Genomic DNA, 21,309 nt, shown 5'->3' with positions numbered 1-21,309 from the left:
TTGTATTTTCTGAAATAACGAAGTGGAGAGCCGCATGGTTCCCGTAATCGCCCTGGTGGGCCGACCGAACGTCGGCAAGTCCACCTTGTTCAACCGCCTGACCAGGACTCGCGACGCCATCGTCGGCGACTTGTCCGGTCTGACCCGTGATCGCCAATACGGTGAGGCCAAGTGGCAAGGGCGTTCCTACATTCTGGTCGACACCGGCGGTATCTCCGGTGACGAGCACGGTATGGACGAAAAAATGGCCGAGCAGTCGCTGCTGGCCATTGAAGAAGCGGATGTCGTTCTGTTCCTGGTAGATGCCAAGGCCGGTTTCACCGCCGCCGACCAGATGATCGCCGAGCATTTGCGCAAACGTAACAAGCGCTCCTACGTGGTTGCCAACAAGGTCGACAACATCGACCCTGAAATGGCCCGCGCCGAATTCGCTCCGTTGGGCATGGGCCACGCGATCCCGATCGCCGGTGCTCACGGCCGTGGCATCACCCAGATGCTGGAAATCGCCCTGAGCGACTTCCCGAAAGACGAAGAAGAGCCGGAAGACGGCGAGGAAGAGATCGTTGCCGAAGGCGAGGAAGCCAAGCGCATTCCTGGCCCGAGCGAAAAAGACGGGATCAAGATCGCCATCATTGGTCGTCCGAACGTCGGCAAGTCGACCCTGGTCAACCGCATGCTCGGTGAAGACCGGGTCATCGTCTACGACCAACCCGGCACCACCCGCGACAGTATCTACATTCCGTTCGAGCGTAATGACGAGAAGTACACGCTGATCGACACTGCCGGTGTGCGCAAGCGCGGCAAGATTCACGAAGAAGTCGAAAAGTTCTCCGTGGTCAAAACCCTGCAGGCAATCAAAGACGCCAACGTGGTGATCTTCGTGATGGACGCCCGCGAAGGCGTGGTCGATCACGACCTCAACCTCCTGGGCTTCGCCATTGAGTCGGGCCGTGCGCTGGTCATCGCGATCAACAAGTGGGACGGCATGACCCCGAGCGAGCGCGACTTCGTGAAGGTCGAGCTGCAACGTCGCCTGTTCTTTGTGGACTACGCCGACATCCACTTCATCTCGGCGCTGCACGGCACTGGCGTGGGTAACCTCTACGCATCCGTACAGAACTCGTTCAAGTCCGCGGTCACCCGCTGGCCGACCAACCGTCTGACCCAGATCCTGGAAGATGCGGTTGGCGAGCACGCGCCACCGATGGTCAACAATCGCCGGATCAAGCTGCGCTATGCCCACCTGGGTGGTGCTAACCCGCCGATCATCGTGATTCACGGTAACCAGATCGAGAAAGTGCCGAAGTCGTACGTGCGCTATCTGGAAAACACTTACCGCCGTGTGCTGAAGCTGGTCGGTACGCCGATCCGCATCGAGTTCAAGGGTGGCGATAACCCGTACGAAGGCAACAAGAACTCGCTCACCGACCGTCAGGTCAACAAGAAGCGTCGTTTGATGTCGCACCACAAGAAGGCCGACAAGAAGCGCCGCGACAAGCGCTGATTCAGGTTTTTCCGTGGGAAGAAGAGGGCGCCAATGGCGCCCTTTTTCATGCCTGCCGTTTGGGCTATCCTCGGACTTCCCCGCGCCGACGTAGAGCCGGGTGTAGAGCAGGGAATCACCGATGATCACCAGTAAGCTGCCGAATGTCGGCATCACTATCTTCACTCAGATGTCTCAACTCGCGGCGCAAACCGGGGCGATCAACCTGTCCCAGGGTTTCCCCGATTTCGATGCCCCACAGGCGCTGTGCGATGCGGTCGGGCGTCACGTTGCCAATGGCCACAACCAGTATTCACCGATGACCGGTCTGCCGGCACTGCGTCAGCAAGTGGCGGCGAAGATCGCTCGCAGCTACGGCGTCACTGTCGATGCCGACAACGAAGTGACCATCACTCCGGGCGCCACCCAAGCGATCTTCTGCGCGATTCAGGCGGTTATCCACAGCGGCGACGAAGTGATCGTTTTCGATCCGTGCTACGACAGTTACGAGCCTTCGGTGGAACTGGCCGGTGGTCGTTGCGTGCATGTGCAGCTCGGGCTGAAGGACTTCTCGATCGACTTCCAGAAACTGGCTGAAGCCATCACGCCGCGCACGCGGATGATTGTGCTGAACTCACCGCACAATCCGAGTGGCGCGCTGATCAGCCGGGCCGAGCTGGATCAATTGGCGGATTTGATCCGTGATCGCGATATCTATCTGGTCAGTGATGAAGTCTACGAACACCTGGTGTTTGACGGCGTGCCTCACGTCAGCGTGCTGAATCACGAAGAGCTGTATCAGCGCGCCTTTGTGGTCAGCTCGTTCGGCAAGACCTATCACGTCACCGGTTGGAAAACCGGCTACGTGGTCGCGCCACCGGCACTCACCGCGGAGCTGCGCAAGGTTCACCAATACGTGAGTTTCTGCGGTGTGACACCGCTGCAATTCGCGTTGGCTGACTTCATGGCCGAGCATCCGGAACACGTGGAAGAACTGCCGGCGTTCTATCAGGCCAAGCGTGATCTGTTTTGCGATCTGTTGGCGCCGTCGCGTTTCAGCTTTAAGCGGGTGACTGGCACCTACTTCCAGTTGGTCGATTACTCGCAGATTCGCCCGGACCTCAATGACGTCGAGATGGCCTTGTGGATGACTCGCGAGCATGGCGTGGCAAGTATCCCGATTTCGGTGTTCTATCAGAAGCCGCCACAAGGCCAGCGCCTGGTGCGACTGTGTTTTGCCAAACGCGAGGAGACCCTGCGTGAAGCAGCGGAAAAACTATGCGTGATCTGAGTGCACTGCCGAACCTGACCGTCGCGCTGATCCAGACTTCCTTGGCCTGGCACGACCGCCAGGCCAATCTGGAGCATTTCGAGCCCTTGCTGGAGCAGGCTCGCGGTGCCGACCTGATCATCCTGCCGGAGATGTTCACCACCGGTTTTTCCATGGAGTCCGAGACCCTCGCCGAAACGGAAAACGGTCCCACCAGCAAATGGCTGCGGGCTCAGGCGGCGAAGCTGGATGCGGTGATCACCGGTAGCGTCATCGTTCAGGCCGCTGATGGCAGCCATCGCAATCGCCTGTTGTGGGCACGGCCGGATGGCGAAGTCTTGCATTACGACAAGCGTCACCTGTTCCGCATGGCCGGCGAGCACAATCACTACACCCCCGGTGAGCGTCAGGTGCAGTTCGAGCTCAAGGGCTGGCGCGTGCGGCCGCTGATTTGCTACGACCTGCGCTTCCCGGTGTGGAGTCGTGACGCCCAGGACACCGACCTGCTGCTGTACACCGCGAACTGGCCGGGTGCGCGGCGCCAGCACTGGAACCGCTTGTTGCCGGCTCGGGCAATTGAAAACCTGTGTTATGTGGCGGCGGTGAATCGCATCGGTACCGACGGTAAAGGCTTTGCGTATACCGGTGACAGTCAGGTGCTGGATTTCCAGGGTGAGTCGTTGCTCAGTGCGGGGGAGGCTGATGGAGTGTTCACGGTGATTCTGGAAGCGGCTTCGTTGGCGGCTTATCGTGAACGCTTCCCGGCGAATCTGGATGCGGATACTTTCGAGTTCACCTGAATTGATGCATTGACTGTTATGGCCCCATTGCCAGCAGGCTGGCTCCCACAGTGGATCGTGTTCACAGCACGATCCCCTGCTGGCGATGGGGCCCTGGCAGGCAGCACAAAACCAGCAGGCAAAAAAAGGCCCCGAGGTTCACGCCCCGGGGCCTTTTGCATTTCAGCGATGGCTTACGCCGCTTTCGCTTCCGGCTGGCTCAACGAGCGGTTCAGCGCACTGAACAGTGCCTTGAAGCTGGCCGTGGTGATGTTTTCATCGATACCCACGCCGTGCACCGCACGTTCGCCGTTCACCCGCAGTTCAATGTAGGCCGCGGCCTTGGCATTGGTGCCCGCGCCGATGGCGTGTTCGTTGTAGTCCATGATTTCCACAGGGATCGGCAGGCCGGCCACCAGTGCTTCCAGAGCACCGTTGCCCTTGCCGCGCCAGTGCAGGTTGGTTTCGCCCTGACCTTTGCTGGCCACTTCGACTTCGACGGCGCTGTTGCCGTTTTCTTCCTGCAGGCGATGGCTGACCAGCGCGTACGGGGTGTTGGCTTGCAGGTACTCGCTGTGCAACAGCGCGTGGATCTGCTGGGCAGTCATCTCAAGGCCCAGGCGATCGGTTTCACGCTGCACGACCTGGCTGAATTCGATCTGCATGCGACGCGGCAAGCTGATGCCGTATTCCTGCTCCAGCAGGTAAGCGATACCGCCCTTGCCCGACTGGCTGTTGACGCGAATCACTGCCTCGTAGCTTCGGCCGATGTCGGCCGGGTCGATTGGCAAGTAAGGCACTTCCCACAATGCATCGGATTTCTGCTGGGCAAAGCCCTTGCGGATTGCATCCTGGTGCGAGCCGGAGAACGCGGTGTGCACGAGGTCGCCGACGTACGGGTGACGTGGGTGCACCTGGATCTGGTTGCACTCTTCGACGACTTTACGCACGCCGTCGATGTCGGAGAAGTCCAGCTGAGGGTCGAGGCCCTGGGTGTACATGTTCAGGGCCACGGTCACGAGGTCAACGTTGCCGGTACGCTCGCCGTTGCCGAACAGGCAGCCTTCGACACGGTCGGCGCCGGCCATCAGGCCCAGCTCGGTGGCGGCAACGCCAGTGCCACGGTCGTTGTGGGTGTGCAGGCTGATGATCACGCTGTCACGACGGTTGATGTGACGGCTGAACCATTCGATCTGGTCGGCATAGATGTTCGGGGTCGCGCATTCGACCGTGGCCGGCAAGTTGAGGATCATCTTGTGCTCAGGTGTCGGGTTCCACACTTCGATCACTGCGTCGCAGACTTCCTTGGCGAACTCAAGCTCAGTGGCGCTGAAGGTTTCTGGCGAGTATTCGAAGGTCCACTCGGTGTTCGGCTGCATGGCCGCGTATTTAACGAACAGCTTGGCGGCGTTCACGGCGATGGCCTTGATCCCGTCCTTGTCCTGGTTGAAGACAATGCGGCGGAAAGAAGGGGAGGTCGCGTTGTACAGGTGAACGATGGCTTTCTTCGCGCCGCGCAGGGATTCGAAAGTGCGTTCGATCAGGTCTTCACGGCCCTGGGTCAACACCTGGATGGTGGTGTCGTCCGGGATGTGGTTGTCTTCGATCAGGGTGCGGACGAAGTCGAAGTCGGTTTGCGAAGCGGCCGGGAACGACGCTTCGATTTCCTTCACGCCGACCTGCACCAGGGTTTTCCAGAAACGCAGCTTCTTGACCGCGTCCATCGGTTCGATCAGCGACTGGTTGCCATCACGCAGGTCGGAGCTGCACCAGATCGGCGCGGCGGTGATGGTTTTCGACGGCCAGGTACGGTCCGGGATGTCGATGGTCGGGAACGCGCGGTATTTCGAAGACGGGTCTTTGAGCATGCTCATCGGGAAATCCTTATTGTGTGGGCCGAAAAAAGGCGGCCTGCCGGTGGATCAAAAGTTCTTGGGTAACGCTTGGGACGAGGCGCCGCGATTCAGCCCGGCAGTCGTGCGCTGACAAGGCACAAGCTACGGTGCTGGCGGAGCTGAATGAGGGTGTGTGAGGTTTTCATGCCTTCAACCCTAACCTTGGGGGTGAAGGATGGCAAGTGGTCGAAAAAAATTGAGATAAATCCTCGTCAGGACATATTTTGCGAGATTTTATTGCTATGAATTGTGATGAGCTTCTGGTTGCTTGCGCATGGTTTCAGCGAAGCGCAATCGAAGGATTGAGCATCGGTCTCGACAGCGAGGGCTATTCTTAAAGCCTCGGTTGGCAAGCAGGAGTCGGCAATGAACGAGTCCGATTGGAAGTGCTATTGCGTGTTACGCCCGGTGGCCCATGAGCGGATGTGCACCCGCATCATGACCGACGTCGAAAAGATCGTGCTCGACAAGAGCATGCCACCCTACGAGCGGATCGACGCCAGTGAAGAACTGCTGAAGGCCGGGCAGAAAGAGCTGTATTGGGCGTTTGGCGTCTTCAGGTTTTCACGCCATGAAGCGCGATCGCATTTGCTGGGGTTGTGCGCGCGGGAGCTGATCACGGCGGAAGAATTGACCGGGTTCTCGCTCGAGACCCAGGAGTGGATCAAGCATTGCCTGGCGGATCGGGAGGTGCATGGGATTGAGGATCTGGACGCTGAGTAGGGGTCCCCAAAAGATCGCTTAAGGCTGAAACGCTCCAATGAAAATCGCCGGATCCACCCGCGCATCATTCAGGCTGACATTCCAATGCATGTGCGGCCCGGTCGCCCGGCCAGTCGCACCGACCTTGCCCACCACGCCCCCGCGTGCGAGTTGCTGCCCCACCTTCACATCGATTTTCGACATGTGGCAGAACATGCTGATAAAGCCCTGGCCGTGATCGACAAACACCGTGTTGCCATTGAAGAAATAGTTGCCGATCAGAATCACCTTGCCCGCCGCCGGGGTCTTGATCGGTGTGCCAGCGCCCACGGCGAAATCCAGACCCGAGTGAGGATTACGCTCTTCACCGTTGAAGAACCGGCGCACGCCGAACTTGCTCGACAGTGGGCCATTGACCGGTTTGTCCAGCAGCAGGTTGCTTGGGGTGTTCGGGCTGAAGGTGCGGTAGGCGGCGATCTGTTCGGCCAGTTCACGCTCGATACGTTTGAGATTCTCCGGGTCCGGATTGACCTGCTGGGTGTTTTTCAGGGTGATGCGTTGTTCCGGGTATTTCTTGTTGCCAACGGTGAAACTCAGGTTACGACCGCCACTGCTGATCGACTGGGTCCCCGGCTTGACCGTCAACGGCACACCGACAATGGCCAGCCAGTTGTTCTGCTCCTTGACCACCAACACCGGTTTGCCCTGATAGCTCGCTTTCGGTGCCTGCGCGGAAGCGCCCAGATCCACGACGGCCACGCCACCCGGCACCGGTTTGTTCAGCAAGCGGGTGATGTAACTGTCGGCGTAGGCGTTGAAGGTCAGGCACAGCAGCAACAGCGAAGCAAAAAAACGCGGCATGGATCAATCCAGTAAAGAAAGGGTGACGGGCGTCAGGTGATTGTCTTCGACCCGCACTTGCAGTTCGCCTTCGCCCAGCTTGGCTTTCAGGCGTTGGCCGGTATGAGTCTGGCTGGCGTTGCGGATTGCGTTGCCGCGTTCGTCGAGCAAAATGCTGTAGCCACGACCGAGGGTCGCCAGGGGGCTGACCACATGCAGCGTCTGCATCTGGCTTTGCAGTTGCAAGCGACGGCTTTTTAACCCCTCGCGGATGGCGCGGGGCAGGCGTTCGGCGAGGCTGTCGAGGCGTTGGCGGAGCATCGCCAGTTGCCGACCGGGATGTTGCCCGGCCAGACGTGTCTCCAGGCGGATCAGCCGCTCGCGACGGGTATTGAGGCTGCCTTCGAAGGCGCGACGCATGCGCATGTCCAGATCGTCCAAGCGCTGGGCTTGCTGGCGCAAGCGTTCGCCGGGATGACGCAGGCGGCGCGAGATGCCTTCCAGGCGTAGCCGGTCACGCATCAGGCGATCGCGCATGCGCATCACCAATCGGCGGTGCAGGCTTTCGACCCGGCGCACCAGATCGCTGGAATCCGGTGCCAGCAGCTCGGCGGCGGCCGACGGCGTGGGCGCGCGGACGTCGGCCACGAAGTCACTGATCGAGACATCGGTTTCGTGGCCGACGGCGCTGACGATGGGCGTCACGCAAGCGTCGACGGCGCGGGCCACGGCTTCTTCGTTGAAGCACCAAAGGTCTTCCAGCGAACCGCCGCCACGGGCCAGGATCAGTGCGTCGAAGCCACGGGCATCCGCCAGTTTCAGCGCACGAACAATCTGCGCCGTGGCTTCCCGGCCCTGTACGGCGGTGGGGATCAACGTCAGTTGCACCTGCGGTGCACGGCGGCGGAACACGCTGATGATGTCGCGAATCACCGCGCCGGTCGGCGAGCTGATGATGCCGATGCGTTGCGGATGCGCCGGCAGCGGCACTTTGCGCTCGGCACTGAACAGGCCTTCGGCGCTGAGTTTTTCCTTCAGGGCATCGAAGGCCAGGCGCAGCGCGCCGTCACCGGCGGGCTCCACGGTGTCGAGGATCAGTTGATAGTCGCCGCGTCCTTCGAACAGCGAGACCTTGCCGCGCACCTTGACCGCCAGGCCATCCTTCAACGCCTGGCGCACTCGCGCCGCGTTCTGCCGGAACAGCGCGCAACGCACCTGGGCGCCGCTGTCCTTGAGGGTGAAATACACGTGGCCGGACGCCGGGCGGGCGAGGTTGGAGATTTCGCCTTCGACCCAGATGTTGCTGAACACGTCTTCGAGCAACACCCGCGCGCGGCCGTTCAGCTGGCTGACAGTCAGGACTTCGCGGTCCAGGCCGAGTCTTGCAAAGGGATCTTTAATCATTCAGTCGTTGTACTGACTCAGCAACCGCTCAAGCCGTGCGCTCAGGCGCCGCTTGATTTCGGTTTCGATGTGCGGCGCGAAGTCGTCGATCACGTCTTGCATGATCAATTGCGCGGCGGCGCGCAGTTCGCTGTCGAGGTACAGCAGCGCGTCGGCATTCTTGTCGGCGTTCGGTGCCGGTTCGGCAGCCGGCTTGGCCGCAGGTGTCGGTGCGACAGTCGGCGCGGGTTCGCTGACGGTGTCGAACAACATGGGGATCTGTTCCTGGTCACCTTCTTCGACCGTGTCGGTCAGCAGCGGTGGTTGCAGGTTGTCATCGCCGAGCAATTGGCGGATCGACTCAAGGTCGTCCAGCAGGTGCGCGGACTGTTGCAGCGGTTTTGGAGTGTCCATCGGAATGCTCAGAGTCGCTGTAAACGGTGATCTTGCAGAGGATAGCCCTGTTCGCGGTAGAAACGGAAACTCTCCCGCGCGGCCGCTCTGATCGTCGGATCTTCGACCACCACTTCCGCCACACGGGCGAAACGTTGGGCAAAGGCCGGGACTTTCAGGTCGAGGTTGACCAGCAAATCCTGATGTTGACCGCAGTCATCGCCAAAACCCAGCACGATCAGGCTGTCCGGTTCGCTTTCAGCAGGGCCGTGGGGCACGAAACTTTCGCCCTTGAATGCCCACAGGCGCACATCGAGATCATCGCGCTGGGCCGCATCGCTGCAGTGCAGGTAGACGCGGTGGCCCATGCGCCAGGCTTTTTCGGTGAGCTTGCAGGCGAAGTCCAGACGTGCCGAAGGATCGGCGCTGGGCAGGATATAGAAGTCGACTTTGGTCATTGCGGTTCCTGAGCCGGGGCGGCGTCACCCGAAAGCAACACCGCCCAGGTTCATTGGTTTCAGGCTTTGGCGCGGTCCAGCAGGTATTGGGTCAGCAGAGGAACCGGACGGCCAGTGGCGCCCTTGTCCTTGCCACCACTGGTCCAGGCGGTGCCGGCGATGTCCAGGTGCGCCCAGTTCAGATTCTTGGTGAAGCGCGACAGGAAGCAGGCAGCGGTGATGGTGCCGGCTTTCGGGCCGCCGATGTTGGCGATGTCGGCGAACGGGCTGTCCAGCTGCTCTTGGTACTCATCGAACAGCGGCAGTTGCCAGGCGCGGTCGTCGGCAGCCTTGCCGGCGCTCAGCAGTTGGCCGATCAACTCGTCGTTGTTGCCCAGCAGGCCCGATGTGTGGGAGCCCAGGGCAACCACGCAAGCACCGGTCAGGGTGGCGATGTCGATGACCGCTTGCGGCTTGAAGCGCTCGGAGTAGGTCAGGGCGTCGCACAGCACCAGACGGCCTTCGGCGTCGGTGTTGAGGATTTCCACGGTCTGGCCGCTCATGGTGGTGACGATGTCGCCCGGACGCGAAGCGTTGCCGCTCGGCATGTTCTCGGCGCAGGCCAGGATGCACACCAGGTTGATCGGCAGCTTCAGTTCGAGCACGGCACGCAGGGTGCCGAACACGCTGGCGGCGCCGCCCATGTCGTACTTCATTTCATCCATGCCGGCGCCCGGCTTGAGGCTGATGCCGCCGGTGTCGAAAGTGATGCCCTTGCCGACCAGCGCGTATGGCTTCTCGGATTTCTTGCCGCCGTTGTATTGCATGACGATCAGGCGTGGCGGTTGAGCGCTGCCCTGGCCGACGGCGTAGAACGAACCCATGCCCAATGCCTTGATCTTCTTCTCGTCGAGGACTTCGACTTTCAGATCCTTGAACTCTTTGCCCAGGTCTTTGGCCTGCTCACCGAGGAACGTCGGGTGGCAGATGTTCGGCGGCAGGTTGCCCAGGTCGCGGGTGAATGCCATGCCGTTGGCAATCGCGGTGGCATGGGTCACGGCGCGCTGCACTTCAGCCTGGGCGGCCTTGATGGTCAGCAGGGTGATTTTCTTCAGGGCGCGGGGTTCGACTTTCTGGCTCTTGAACTGGTCGAACTTGTATTCGCCGTCGACCAGGGTTTCGGCCAGCAGACGGGTCTTGCCGTAGCTGTCGCGGCCTTTCACCACGATTTCGTCCAGGGCCAGTACTGCGTCGGTGCCGCCCAGGCCTTTCAAGGTGTTGAGTACGCCGGCGATGATTCTACGGAACGGGCGGTCGCCCAGTTCTTCATCCTTGCCCACGCCCACCAGCAGCACGCGATCGGCTTTCAGGTTCGGCAGGCTGTGCAGCAACAGGCTCTGGCCAACTTTGCCGGCCAGGTCGCCGCGCTTCAGAACGGCGCTGATGGCGCCACCGCTGAGTTCGTCGAGCTGTTTGGCAACGGTGCCGAGCTTGCGGCCTTCGCTAACGGCAACCACCAGCGTGGCGGTTTTCAACGTTTCCGGGTTAACGCTTTTTACAACCAGTTCCATGTCCGGTTCCCTGAATTTGATGGTCAACACGCAAGCGCTCGACGACGTGTGTACGTCGCTCGCTTATAGATAGGCAGGCGCCGGTCACGACCGGCGACGAAGGCCGCAGTTTGAACCTCGCTACCGGCGCCTGACAACCCTCGGTTGTACGATTGTAGGCACGAGCCTGCTGGCGAAGAACCTGAGAGCCACGCGGGTTTACAGGCTTAGCGCGTAATCGTTGACGACCATCGCGAGTGAGCTCGCTCCTACAGGTGTGTCCATGCATTGCGCAGTGACAGGCGCACCCAATCACAGGATAATGCGCCATCTTTTTCGGCGGCTCTGCCTTGCGGGCTGTCTGATAGTTTGCTTGTTTGGCCGCCTTAGCCTGACAACCCTGGAGTGTCTGGTTTGATCGTCTTCCGTTATCTATCCCGCGAAGTCCTGTTGACCCTGAGTGCCGTGAGCGCCGTGTTGCTGGTCATCATCATGAGCGGACGCTTCATCAAGTACCTCGCCCAAGCGGCCTCGGGCCAACTGGACCCGGGCTCGTTGTTCCTGATCATGGGCTTTCGCCTGCCGGGCTTCCTGCAGCTGATTCTGCCGCTGGGCCTGTTTCTCGGGATCCTGCTGGCCTACGGTCGCCTGTACCTCGAAAGTGAAATGACCGTGCTCTCGGCCACCGGCATGAGCCAGCAACGCCTGTTCCGCATGACCCTGTTCCCGGCCACGCTGGTGGCGCTGGTGGTTGCATGGTTGAGCCTGAGCCTGGCGCCACAGGGTGCCAATCAGTTCCAGCTGCTGCTGAACAAGCAAGACGCCCTGACCGAGTTCGACACCCTGGAACCCGGTCGTTTCCAGGCTTTGCGCGACGGTACGCGGGTGACGTACACCGAACAGTTGTCGGATGACCGCATCAATCTGGCGGGTGTGTTCATTTCGCAGAAGAACGTCAGTTCCGATAAGAAAGACCGTGGGATCTCCGTGCTGGTGGCCGAGAAGGGCCGCCAGGAAATCCGTCCTGACGGCAACCGCTACCTGATCCTCGACAACGGCTACCGTTATGACGGTAATCCGGGGCAGGCCGACTATCGTGCGATCAAGTACGAAGAGTACGGCGTACTGCTGCCCAAGCCGGATGTCAGCGACGAAGTGACCGATCGCGACGCCATGACCACCGCGTCCTTGCTGGGTAGCGACGACATCCGTTCCCGCACCGAGCTGCAATGGCGCCTGTCCCTGCCATTGCTGGTGTTCATCGTGACCCTGATGGCGGTGCCGCTATCGCGGGTCAATCCGCGCCAGGGCCGTTTCCTCAAGCTGCTGCCGGCGATTCTTCTTTATATGGCTTACCTGACCATCCTGATTGCCGCTCGCGGCGCCCTCGAAAAGGGCAAGATTGCGCCGGCGCTGGGCTTGTGGTGGGTGCACGCGATCTTCCTGGTCATTGGCCTGGGCCTGCTTTACTGGGAACCCCTGCGCTTGAAGATGGCGAGTCGCCGCAGCGCGCTGGAGGTGGCCCGTGGTTAAGCTTGATCGCTACATCGGTAGCAGCGTGTTCATGGCGATCCTCGCGGTTCTGGGGATCATTCTCGGGCTGGCGACCTTGTTCGCCTTCATCGATGAGATGGGCGAAGTCAGCGATACCTACACCCTGATGGATGTTCTGGGCTACGTGTTGCTGACCGCGCCGCGTCGTCTGTACGACATGCTGCCGATGGCTGCGCTGATCGGTTGCCTGATCGGTCTCGGCAGCCTGGCGAGCAACAGTGAACTGACCATCATGCGCGCCGCTGGCGTGTCGATTGGTCGGATTGTCTGGGCGGTGATGAAGCCGATGCTGATCCTGATGGTGGTGGGGGTATTGATCGGTGAGTACGTCGCGCCGGCAACCGAAAACATCGCGCAGGCCAACCGTTCGCTGGCCCAGGGCAGTGGCGACGCGCAAAGCGCCAAGCACGGTCTGTGGCACCGCCAGGGTGACGAGTTCATCCACGTCAACTCCGTGCAGCCCAACGGCATTTTGTATGGTGTAACCCGTTATCGCTTCGACGATCAACGCCACATGCTGTCCTCGAGCTTTGCCAAGCGCGCGGAGTTCGACAAGGATCACTGGCAGTTGAGCGACGTGACCACCACGGTGTTTCATGAAAAGAACACTGAAGTGGTCAGCGCCCCGGTCGAACGCTGGGATGTGGCCTTGAGCCCGCAGTTACTGAGCACCGTGGTCATGGCGCCAGAGTCCCTGTCGATCACCGGCTTGTGGGGCTATATCCACTATCTGGCGGATCAGGGGCTGAACAATGGTCGCTACTGGCTGGCGTTTTGGGTCAAGGTGTTGCAGCCGCTCGTTACTGCTGCCCTGGTGCTGATGGCGATTTCCTTCATTTTTGGCCCGTTGCGCTCGGTGACCCTCGGTCAGCGGGTGTTTACCGGGGTTCTGGTAGGTTTCACCTTCCGCATTGCCCAGGATTTGCTGGGGCCTTCGAGCCTTGTGTTCGGTTTCTCGCCGCTGTTTGCGGTGCTGGTGCCGGCCAGTGTCTGTGCCTTGGCCGGGTTCTGGTTGTTGCGCCGCGCCGGTTGATGGCGGCTGCTTCCTGACCTCGCTGTTCATAAAAAAACGCCCCTGTCGCAAGACCGGGGCGTTTTTGTACGCGCCGTCTGACCTGCGAACGTGACGCTTGCACCGTGGATCAGGTACAATTCCCGGCTATTTTTCGGCGGGCTATGCCTGCAGCCTTTTTGAGTGTTGATCCGTGAGTGATTTGAGTCATATCCGCAATTTCTCCATCATCGCCCACATTGACCATGGCAAGTCGACGCTGGCCGATCGCTTCATCCAGATGTGCGGCGGCCTGGCCGAGCGTGAAATGGAAGCCCAGGTACTGGATTCCATGGACCTTGAGCGTGAGCGCGGGATCACCATCAAGGCGCACAGCGTTACTCTGTATTACAAAGCCAAAGATGGTATCAACTACCAGTTGAACTTCATTGACACCCCCGGCCACGTTGACTTCACCTACGAAGTCAGCCGCTCGCTGGCGGCCTGTGAAGGCGCACTGCTGGTGGTCGACGCCGGTCAGGGCGTGGAAGCCCAGTCCGTTGCCAACTGCTACACGGCGATCGAGCAGGGCCTGGAAGTGATGCCGGTGCTGAACAAGATCGACCTGCCACAGGCCGATCCGGACCGCGTCAAGGAAGAAATCGAAAAAATCATCGGTATCGATGCCACCGACGCGGTCACGTGTTCTGCCAAGACCGGTCTGGGCGTCGATGAGGTGCTTGAGCGTCTGGTCACCACCATTCCCGCGCCGACCGGCAACATCGAAGATCCGCTGCAAGCGTTGATCATTGACTCCTGGTTCGACAACTACCTGGGCGTTGTGTCCCTGGTGCGCGTGCGTCACGGCCGCGTCAAGAAGGGCGACAAGATCCTGGTCAAGTCCACCGGCAAGGTCCACCTGGTGGACAGCGTCGGTGTATTCAACCCGAAACACACCGCTACCGTTGACCTGAAGGCCGGTGAAGTAGGCTTCATCATCGCCGGTATCAAGGACATTCACGGTGCACCGGTGGGTGACACCCTGACCTTGAGCTCTACGCCGGACGTCGACGTGCTGCCAGGTTTCAAACGCATTCAGCCGCAGGTCTACGCCGGTCTGTTCCCGGTCAGCTCCGACGACTTCGAAGACTTCCGTGAAGCGCTGCAAAAGCTCACCCTGAACGACTCGTCGCTGCAGTACACCCCGGAAAGCTCCGACGCACTGGGCTTCGGCTTCCGTTGCGGCTTCCTCGGCATGCTGCACATGGAAATCATCCAGGAGCGCCTGGAGCGCGAGTACGACCTGGACCTGATCACCACCGCCCCGACCGTAATCTTCGAGCTGCTGCTCAAGACCGGCGAGACGATCTACGTCGATAACCCGTCGAAACTGCCGGATCTGTCGTCGATCGAAGACATGCGCGAGCCGATCGTGCGGGCCAACATTCTTGTGCCGCAAGAGCACCTGGGCAACGTCATTACGCTGTGCATCGAAAAACGCGGTGTGCAGGTCGACATGCTGTTCCTCGGCACTCAGGTCCAGGTGACCTACGACCTGCCGATGAACGAAGTGGTGCTGGACTTCTTCGATCGGCTGAAATCCACCAGCCGCGGCTATGCTTCGCTGGACTACCATTTCGACCGTTACCAATCGGCTAGTCTGGTGAAACTGGACGTGCTGATCAACGGTGACAAGGTCGACGCCCTGGCGTTGATCGTGCACCGCGACAACGCGCACTACAAAGGTCGCCAGTTGACCGAGAAGATGAAGGAACTGATTCCGCGGCAGATGTTCGACGTGGCAATCCAGGCCGCCATTGGCGGTCAGATTGTGGCGCGTACAACCGTCAAGGCGCTCAGAAAGAACGTATTGGCCAAATGCTACGGTGGTGACGTCAGCCGTAAGAAGAAGCTGCTGGAAAAGCAAAAGGCCGGTAAAAAACGCATGAAGCAGGTCGGTAACGTGGAAATTCCACAAGAAGCCTTCCTTGCCGTGCTCAGGTTGGATAGTTAGGTCCTATGTCACTAAATTTCCCGCTGTTGCTGGTCATCGCCGTGTTCGTCTGCGGCCTGTTGGCGTTGCTCGATCTGTTGATCCTGGCGCCGCGTCGGCGTGCCGCCATCGCCTCCTATCAGGGCAGCGTCAGCCAGCCTGATATGGTGGTGGTCGAGAAGCTGAACAAAGAACCGCTGCTGGTTGAATACGGCAAGTCGTTCTTCCCGGTGTTGTTTATCGTGCTGGTGCTGCGTTCGTTCCTGGTGGAGCCGTTCCAGATTCCATCCGGCTCGATGAAACCGACCCTGGATGTCGGCGACTTCATTCTGGTGAGCAAGTTTTCTTACGGGATCCGCCTGCCGGTGATCGACAAGAAAATCATCGAAGTCGGTGAGCCGCAACGCGGTGATGTGATGGTGTTCCGTTACCCGAGCGATCCGAACGTCAACTACATTAAACGTGTGGTGGGCCTTCCGGGCGACACGGTGCGGTACACCGCCGACAAGCGTCTGCTCGTCAACGGTGAGTCGATTGCCGAGCAACTGGTCGGCTCCGAGCCGGGCACGCTGGGCAGCGCCGAGCTCTACAAGGAAAAACTCGGTGTCGCCGAGCACCTGATCCGCAAGGAAATGAGCCGCTACCGGGCAACGCCGGACCGTTCGTGGACCGTGCCGGCCGGGCACTACTTCATGATGGGCGACAACCGCGACAACTCGAACGACAGTCGCTACTGGGATGATCCGAGCATTCCCAAGGACCTGCTGGGCATGGTTCCCGACAAGAATATCGTCGGCAAGGCCTTTGCGGTCTGGATGAGCTGGCCGGAACCCAAACTCAGTCACCTGCCGAATTTCTCGCGGGTTGGCCTGATCAAGTAATCAAACACGGCGCTGTTGAACACAGCGCCGAATGCATTTCTGGAGCCGGCACAATCGGCGCCAAATGCATGAAAACAATGATATTCAGGACGTTATTTTTGAACACAGCGTTAATTGTCCCAAGCCTGCGCCGAATCCCGGCGGTGGCGGTGGAATCCAACCACGAACTCAGCGTGGGTAAACCGTGAGCGTCTCCCTAAGCCGTCTAGAGCGTCAGCTCGGCTACACCTTCAAGGATCAGGAACTGATGGTCCTGGCCCTGACTCACCGCAGTTTTGCCGGGCGTAACAACGAACGCCTGGAATTCCTCGGTGACGCCATCCTCAACTTCGTCGCCGGCGAGGCGCTGTTCGATCGCTTCCCGCTGGCCCGCGAAGGCCAGTTGTCGCGTTTGCGCGCACGCTTGGTGAAAGGTGAGACCCTGGCCGTACTGGCCCGTGGTTTCGACCTGGGCGATTACCTGCGCCTGGGGTCCGGCGAGTTGAAAAGCGGCGGTTTCCGTCGCGAGTCGATTCTGGCCGATGCCCTTGAAGCGCTGATTGGTGCGATCTATCTCGATGCCGGCATGGAAGTGGCACGCGAGCGTGTGCTGGCCTGGCTGGCTGGAGAGTTCGAAGGCCTGACACTGGTCGACACCAACAAAGATCCGAAAACCCGCCTGCAGGAGTTCCTGCAGTCCCGTGGTTGCGAGCTGCCGCGTTACGAAGTGGTGGATATCCAGGGTGAGCCGCATTGCCGGACGTTCTTCGTCGAATGCGAAATCATCTTACTGAATGAAAAAAGCCGAGGTCAGGGTGTGAGTCGTCGTATTGCCGAACAGGTAGCGGCCGCCGCAGCACTGATTGCCCTGGGTGTGGAGAATGGCAATGACTGATACAAACGCAACTCGCTGTGGCTATGTTGCCATCGTCGGCCGTCCGAACGTGGGCAAGTCCACGCTGCTGAACCACATCCTCGGCCAGAAACTGGCGATCACTTCGCGCAAACCGCAAACCACCCGCCACAACATGCTCGGTATCAAGACCGAGGGCGATGTGCAGGCGATCTACGTCGACACCCCGGGCATGCACAAGGGTGGCGAGAAGGCGCTGAACCGCTACATGAACAAGACCGCTTCGGCGGCGTTGAAAGACGTCGACGTGGTGATCTTCGTGGTCGACCGCACCAAGTGGACCGAAGAAGACCAGATGGTGCTCGAGCGTGTGCAGTACGTGACCGGTCCGTTGATCGTCGCGCTGAACAAGACCGACCGCATCGAAGACAAGGCCGAGCTGATGCCGCACCTTTCCTGGTTGCAGGAACAGCTGCCGAACGCGCAGATCATTCCGATTTCCGCGCAGCACGGGCATAACCTCGATGCGCTGGAGCGGGTGATCGCCGATCACCTGCCGGAAAACGATCACTTCTTCCCGGAAGACCAGATCACCGACCGCAGCAGCCGCTTCCTCGCCGCCGAGCTGGTGCGCGAGAAAATCATGCGCCAGATGGGCGCCGAGCTGCCGTACCAGATCACCGTCGAAATCGAAGAGTTCAAGCAGCAGGGCAAGACCCTGCACATCCATGCCTTGATCCTCGTCGAGCGTGACGGCCAGAAGAAAATCATCATTGGCGACAAGGGCGAGCGCATCAAGCGCATCGGCACCGAAGCGCGCAAGGACATGGAGCTGTTGTTCGACTCCAAAATCATGCTCAACCTGTGGGTCAAGGTTAAGGGTGGCTGGTCCGATGACGAGCGTGCATTGCGTTCGTTGGGCTATGGCGACTTGTAAGCCAACATAGATCTACTGTGGGAGCGAGCCTGCTCGCGATGAGGGCCTGATATTCAACATCCATGTTGACTGACAGACCGCTATCGCGAGCAGGCTCGCTCCCACATTGGTTTTGGGGCGCCTGAAAAAAACGCGCTCCTTCATTGAGAATTTCATGTCCCAACCCATCGCCCAACCCGGCTACGTCCTGCACTCCCGCGCCTACCGCGAAAGTAGCGCCTTGGTGGACTTCCTCACGCCGCAAGGGCGGCTGAGGGCGGTGTTGCGCAGTGCGCGCGGCAAGGCCGGGACGCTGGCGCGGCCGTTCGTGCCGTTGGAAGTGGAGTTCCGTGGGCGTGGCGAGCTGAAGAATGTCGGGCGCATGGAGAGTGCCGGTGTGTCCACCTGGCTCAATGGTGAGGCGCTGTTCAGTGGTCTCTATCTCAATGAACTGCTGATTCGCCTGTTGCCCGCCGAAGATCCTCATCCCGGTGTATTCGATCACTACGCGGCGACCTTGCTGGCGCTGGCTGAAGGTCGTCCGCTGGAGCCGTTGTTGCGTTCGTTTGAATGGCGGCTGCTCGATGACCTCGGTTACGGTTTCTCCCTGAGCGCCGATATCCACGGCGAACCCATCGCACCGGACGGCCTCTACCGCTTGCAAGTCGATGCAGGGCTGGAACGGGTCTACCTGCTGCAACCGGGACTGTTCAATGGCACCGAGCTGCTGGCCATGGCCGAAGCGGACTGGAGCGCACCGGGCGCGTTGTCTGCGGCCAAGCGCTTGATGCGTCAGGCGCTGGCTGTTCACTTGGGCGGTCGTCCCCTGGTCAGTCGCGAGTTGTTTCGCAAGCCGTAGTCTCCCCGTATGCTGTGCACCGAACTTTCTCTTCTTCTGGAGCGCTTTCCGTGACCACCAGCACCCGCATTCTTCTTGGCGTGAACATCGACCACGTTGCCACCCTGCGTCAGGCCCGGGGCACTCGCTACCCGGACCCGGTCAAGGCAGCACTGGATGCGGAAGAGGCGGGCGCCGATGGCATCACCGTGCACCTGCGCGAAGACCGTCGGCACATTCAGGAGCGCGATGTTCTGGTGCTCAAGGATGTGCTGCAAACCCGCATGAACTTCGAAATGGGCGTCACCGAAGAGATGATGCAGTTCGCCGAGCGTATTCGCCCGGCGCACATTTGCCTGGTGCCGGAAACCCGTCAGGAGCTGACCACCGAAGGCGGCCTGGACGTAGCGGGGCAGGAAGCGCGGATCAAGGCCGCGGTGGAACGCCTGTCGAAGCTCGGCTCTGAAGTGTCGCTGTTTATCGATGCCGACGAACGGCAGATTGAGGCCTCACGCCGTGTTGGCGCGCCAGCCATCGAGTTGCACACCGGTCGTTACGCCGATGCAGAGACGCCGACTGAAGTGGCTGAAGAACTCAAGCGCGTAGCGGATGGCGTAGCGTTCGGTCTGGCCCAGGGGCTGATCGTCAATGCCGGCCATGGTCTGCACTACCACAACGTTGAAGCCGTGGCGGCGATCAAAGGCATCAATGAGTTGAACATCGGCCATGCGCTGGTGGCCCATGCGTTGTTCGTGGGCTTCAAGTCGGCGGTGTCGGAGATGAAGGCGTTGATTCTGGCGGCGGCTGCCAAGGCTTAAAAGCCAACACAAAACCACTGTGGGTGTTTACTAGAGCGGCGCAGGCTCCTGCGCCGGCTTGCTCTTGTCGATCCCCGGAACAAGCAGTTTGCCCTCGGCGACCTGATCGCCCTCCAACTGCGGCTGCGTGACCCAGGTCAGGATGTCGTAGTAGCGACGGATGTTCGCCACGAAATGCACCGGCTCGCCGCCCCGGGCGTAGCCATAACGGGTCTTGCTGTACCACTTCTTCTCGGACAGGCGCGGCAGGATCTTCTTCACGTCCAGCCACTTGTCGGGGTTCAACCCTTCCTTGGCCGCCAGTTTGCGCGCGTCATCCAGATGGCCGCTGCCGACGTTATAGGCGGCGAGTGCAAACCAGGTGCGATCCGGTTCCTGGATCGAGTCGTCCAGTTGTTCCTTCATATAAGCCAGGTACTTGGCGCCGCCCATGATGCTCTGCTTGGGATCGAGACGGTTGGACACGCCCATCGCCTGCGCGGTGTTCTGGGTCAGCATCATCAGGCCGCGCACACCGGTCTTCGAGGTCACGGCCGGTTGCCACAGGGATTCCTGATAACCGACGGCGGCCAGCAGGCGCCAATCGACCTTTTCAATCTTGGCGTAGGCCTTGAAGTGCTTCTCGTACTTGGGCAGGCGTTGCTGCAAATGCTGGGCGAAAGTGGTGGCGCCCATGTAGCCGAGGACGTCGACGTGTCCGTAGTAACGGTCCTTGAGCCGTTGCAGGGTGCCGTTCTTCTTGACCTTGTCGAGGTAGTCGTTGATCTCGTTGAGCAGGCTATTGTCGTCGCCTGCCGCCACCGCCCAGCTCTGATTGTTGGCGTCACCGAGGTCGAAGGCGACGCGGATGTTGGTGAAGTACACCTGGTTCATCGCGACTTCATTGGAGTCGACCAGGGTCAGGTCGATCTGGCCTTCGTCGACCATGCGCAACAGGTCGACCACTTCAACCTGGTCGGACTCTTCGTAGTCGATGCCGGGGAATTTCTGCTTCAGCTCCGCCAGTTGCCCGGCGTGGGTGCTGCCCTTGAGCACCATGATCTTCTTGCCCACCAGGTCTTTCGCGTCGGTGGGGCGCGACTGGCCGTTGCGGTAGATGATCTGCGGGGTGACTTCCAGATAGGAGTGGGAGAAGCGCACCTGTTTCTTGCGGTCGTCACTGCTGACCAGTCCGGCAGCCGCCAGCACCGGGCCATTCGGTTTGCCTATCTGATTGTACAAGTCGTCGAGGTTATCGGCGGTCTCGATCTTCAGCTCGACTCCCAGATCGTCGGCGAAGCGCTTCACCAGCTCGTATTCGAAGCCGGTTTCACCGTTGCGATCCTGAAAGTAGGTAGCGGGGCTGTTTCGGGTGACCACCCGCAGCACGCCATCCTCCTTTACGCGCTCCAGCGTGTTGGGTTTATCAACACAGCCAATGAGCACCAGGAAGAGTCCGGTTGCGATCAGCCATTTGGCGTACCGCGGACGCAAAGCCGTTGGGAAAAACATTTGCGCAGTATACGCAAAGGACCACGGGCGCCATATCTCGACAGCGAAGGGGTTGTCTGCTAGAGATCACAAAACCGAGCGAAACCCAGCAGGAATGGGCCTTTCCCGCACTTTGTTACAGTAAAAATAAGCGATCGACACACGCCCGATTAACCTGACTTTCGAGTCGGAAACACAGATTGGCACCCGAGTGCAACCGTGCGTAGCGTTTCGGGTGATGTCGCGGGCTGTTTAGGCTAGAATGCACGGCCTCAAAGCACACC

Annotated in this window: 19 protein-coding genes; 12 read left to right on the top strand and 7 right to left on the bottom strand. The window is 60.2% G+C overall.

Annotation, left to right across the window (positions count from 1 at the left end):
- Positions 1–34: 34 nt before the first annotated feature.
- The 3 genes from der to ACNYC6_RS08295 all read left to right on the top strand — a co-directional run bounded on the left by der (position 35) and on the right by ACNYC6_RS08295 (position 3,553).
- Positions 35–1,504, top strand: coding sequence for a ribosome biogenesis GTPase Der (gene der / locus ACNYC6_RS08305; RefSeq protein ID WP_150718710.1), 1,470 nt, complete (start codon positions 35–37; stop codon positions 1,502–1,504).
- Positions 1,505–1,625: 121 nt separating this feature from the next.
- Positions 1,626–2,774, top strand: coding sequence for a pyridoxal phosphate-dependent aminotransferase (locus ACNYC6_RS08300; protein ID WP_419711887.1), 1,149 nt, complete (start codon positions 1,626–1,628; stop codon positions 2,772–2,774).
- Positions 2,762–3,553 carry an amidohydrolase gene (locus ACNYC6_RS08295; protein WP_419711886.1) on the top strand — a complete coding sequence of 264 codons (792 nt, stop codon included), beginning with the start codon at positions 2,762–2,764 and terminating at the stop codon, positions 3,551–3,553. The genes ACNYC6_RS08300 and ACNYC6_RS08295 overlap by 13 nt, the downstream gene beginning before the upstream one ends.
- Positions 3,554–3,726: 173 nt before the next feature.
- On the opposite strand, the gene leuA is transcribed toward ACNYC6_RS08295, so the two are convergent.
- Positions 3,727–5,406: a 2-isopropylmalate synthase gene (gene leuA / locus ACNYC6_RS08290; RefSeq protein WP_419711885.1), complete on the bottom strand. Its 1,680-nt coding sequence runs from the start codon at positions 5,404–5,406 to the stop codon at positions 3,727–3,729.
- Positions 5,407–5,793: 387 nt separating this feature from the next.
- On the opposite strand from leuA, the gene ACNYC6_RS08285 reads away from it, so the two are divergent.
- The gene (locus tag ACNYC6_RS08285) at positions 5,794–6,150 is read left to right on the top strand and encodes a hypothetical protein (RefSeq protein ID WP_419711884.1); all 357 of its coding nucleotides are present in this window, start codon (positions 5,794–5,796) and stop codon (positions 6,148–6,150) included.
- Positions 6,151–6,168: 18 nt separating this feature from the next.
- Here the strand turns inward: ACNYC6_RS08285 and ACNYC6_RS08280 are convergent, their stop codons facing one another.
- The 5 genes from ACNYC6_RS08280 to ACNYC6_RS08260 are packed head-to-tail and all read right to left on the bottom strand — an operon-like array spanning position 6,169 to position 10,753.
- On the bottom strand, positions 6,169–6,990 hold the full coding sequence (locus tag ACNYC6_RS08280) for a peptidoglycan DD-metalloendopeptidase family protein (RefSeq protein WP_419711883.1): 822 nt from the start codon (positions 6,988–6,990) through the stop codon (positions 6,169–6,171).
- 3 nt (positions 6,991–6,993) lie between these two features.
- Entirely contained in the window at positions 6,994–8,373 is a 1,380-nt protein-coding gene (gene xseA, locus ACNYC6_RS08275) for an exodeoxyribonuclease VII large subunit (protein WP_419711882.1), read from the bottom strand.
- Entirely contained in the window at positions 8,374–8,766 is a 393-nt protein-coding gene (locus ACNYC6_RS08270) for a DNA polymerase III subunit chi (protein WP_419711881.1), read from the bottom strand.
- An 8-nt stretch (positions 8,767–8,774) separates the two neighbouring features.
- Positions 8,775–9,203, bottom strand: a complete 429-nt coding sequence (locus ACNYC6_RS08265) for a DNA polymerase III subunit chi (RefSeq protein WP_419711880.1) — start codon at positions 9,201–9,203, stop codon at positions 8,775–8,777.
- Between the two features lie 59 nt (positions 9,204–9,262).
- Positions 9,263–10,753 carry a leucyl aminopeptidase gene (locus ACNYC6_RS08260; RefSeq protein ID WP_419711879.1) on the bottom strand — a complete coding sequence of 497 codons (1,491 nt, stop codon included), beginning with the start codon at positions 10,751–10,753 and terminating at the stop codon, positions 9,263–9,265.
- A gap of 393 nt (positions 10,754–11,146) precedes the next feature.
- Between ACNYC6_RS08260 and lptF the strand changes: the two genes are divergently transcribed.
- From lptF to pdxJ, 8 genes are all read left to right on the top strand, one after another.
- The gene (gene lptF, locus ACNYC6_RS08255) at positions 11,147–12,265 is read left to right on the top strand and encodes an LPS export ABC transporter permease LptF (protein ID WP_419711878.1); all 1,119 of its coding nucleotides are present in this window, start codon (positions 11,147–11,149) and stop codon (positions 12,263–12,265) included.
- Positions 12,258–13,319 (top strand): LPS export ABC transporter permease LptG, encoded by a 1,062-nt coding sequence (gene lptG, locus ACNYC6_RS08250; RefSeq protein ID WP_419711877.1) that lies wholly within the window; start codon positions 12,258–12,260, stop codon positions 13,317–13,319. Before lptF ends, lptG begins: the two co-directional genes overlap by 8 nt.
- A gap of 172 nt (positions 13,320–13,491) precedes the next feature.
- Positions 13,492–15,291 (top strand): translation elongation factor 4, encoded by a 1,800-nt coding sequence (gene lepA, locus ACNYC6_RS08245; RefSeq protein WP_419711876.1) that lies wholly within the window; start codon positions 13,492–13,494, stop codon positions 15,289–15,291.
- 5 nt (positions 15,292–15,296) lie between these two features.
- Complete coding sequence (gene lepB, locus ACNYC6_RS08240) at positions 15,297–16,151, top strand: signal peptidase I (protein ID WP_419711875.1); 855 nt, start codon at positions 15,297–15,299, stop codon at positions 16,149–16,151.
- A gap of 184 nt (positions 16,152–16,335) precedes the next feature.
- Positions 16,336–17,025 (top strand): ribonuclease III, encoded by a 690-nt coding sequence (gene rnc, locus ACNYC6_RS08235; protein WP_338584914.1) that lies wholly within the window; start codon positions 16,336–16,338, stop codon positions 17,023–17,025.
- Positions 17,018–17,920, top strand: coding sequence for a GTPase Era (gene era / locus ACNYC6_RS08230; protein ID WP_053162286.1), 903 nt, complete (start codon positions 17,018–17,020; stop codon positions 17,918–17,920). Before rnc ends, era begins: the two co-directional genes overlap by 8 nt.
- A 154-nt stretch (positions 17,921–18,074) precedes the next feature.
- Entirely contained in the window at positions 18,075–18,758 is a 684-nt protein-coding gene (gene recO / locus ACNYC6_RS08225; protein WP_419711874.1) for a DNA repair protein RecO, read from the top strand.
- Positions 18,759–18,808: 50 nt separating this feature from the next.
- Positions 18,809–19,555 (top strand): pyridoxine 5'-phosphate synthase, encoded by a 747-nt coding sequence (pdxJ, locus tag ACNYC6_RS08220; RefSeq protein WP_419711873.1) that lies wholly within the window; start codon positions 18,809–18,811, stop codon positions 19,553–19,555.
- A 30-nt stretch (positions 19,556–19,585) separates the two neighbouring features.
- Here pdxJ and mltF read toward each other — a convergent pair whose 3' ends face one another.
- Positions 19,586–21,046 (bottom strand): membrane-bound lytic murein transglycosylase MltF, encoded by a 1,461-nt coding sequence (gene mltF, locus ACNYC6_RS08215; protein WP_419711872.1) that lies wholly within the window; start codon positions 21,044–21,046, stop codon positions 19,586–19,588.
- Between the last annotated feature and the right edge of the window lie 263 nt (positions 21,047–21,309).

This window comes from Pseudomonas sp. NFX224 (genome assembly GCF_048565165.1).
Taxonomy (GTDB): Bacteria; Pseudomonadota; Gammaproteobacteria; order Pseudomonadales; family Pseudomonadaceae; genus Aquipseudomonas.
This window is presented reverse-complemented; position numbering and strand designations above follow the sequence as displayed.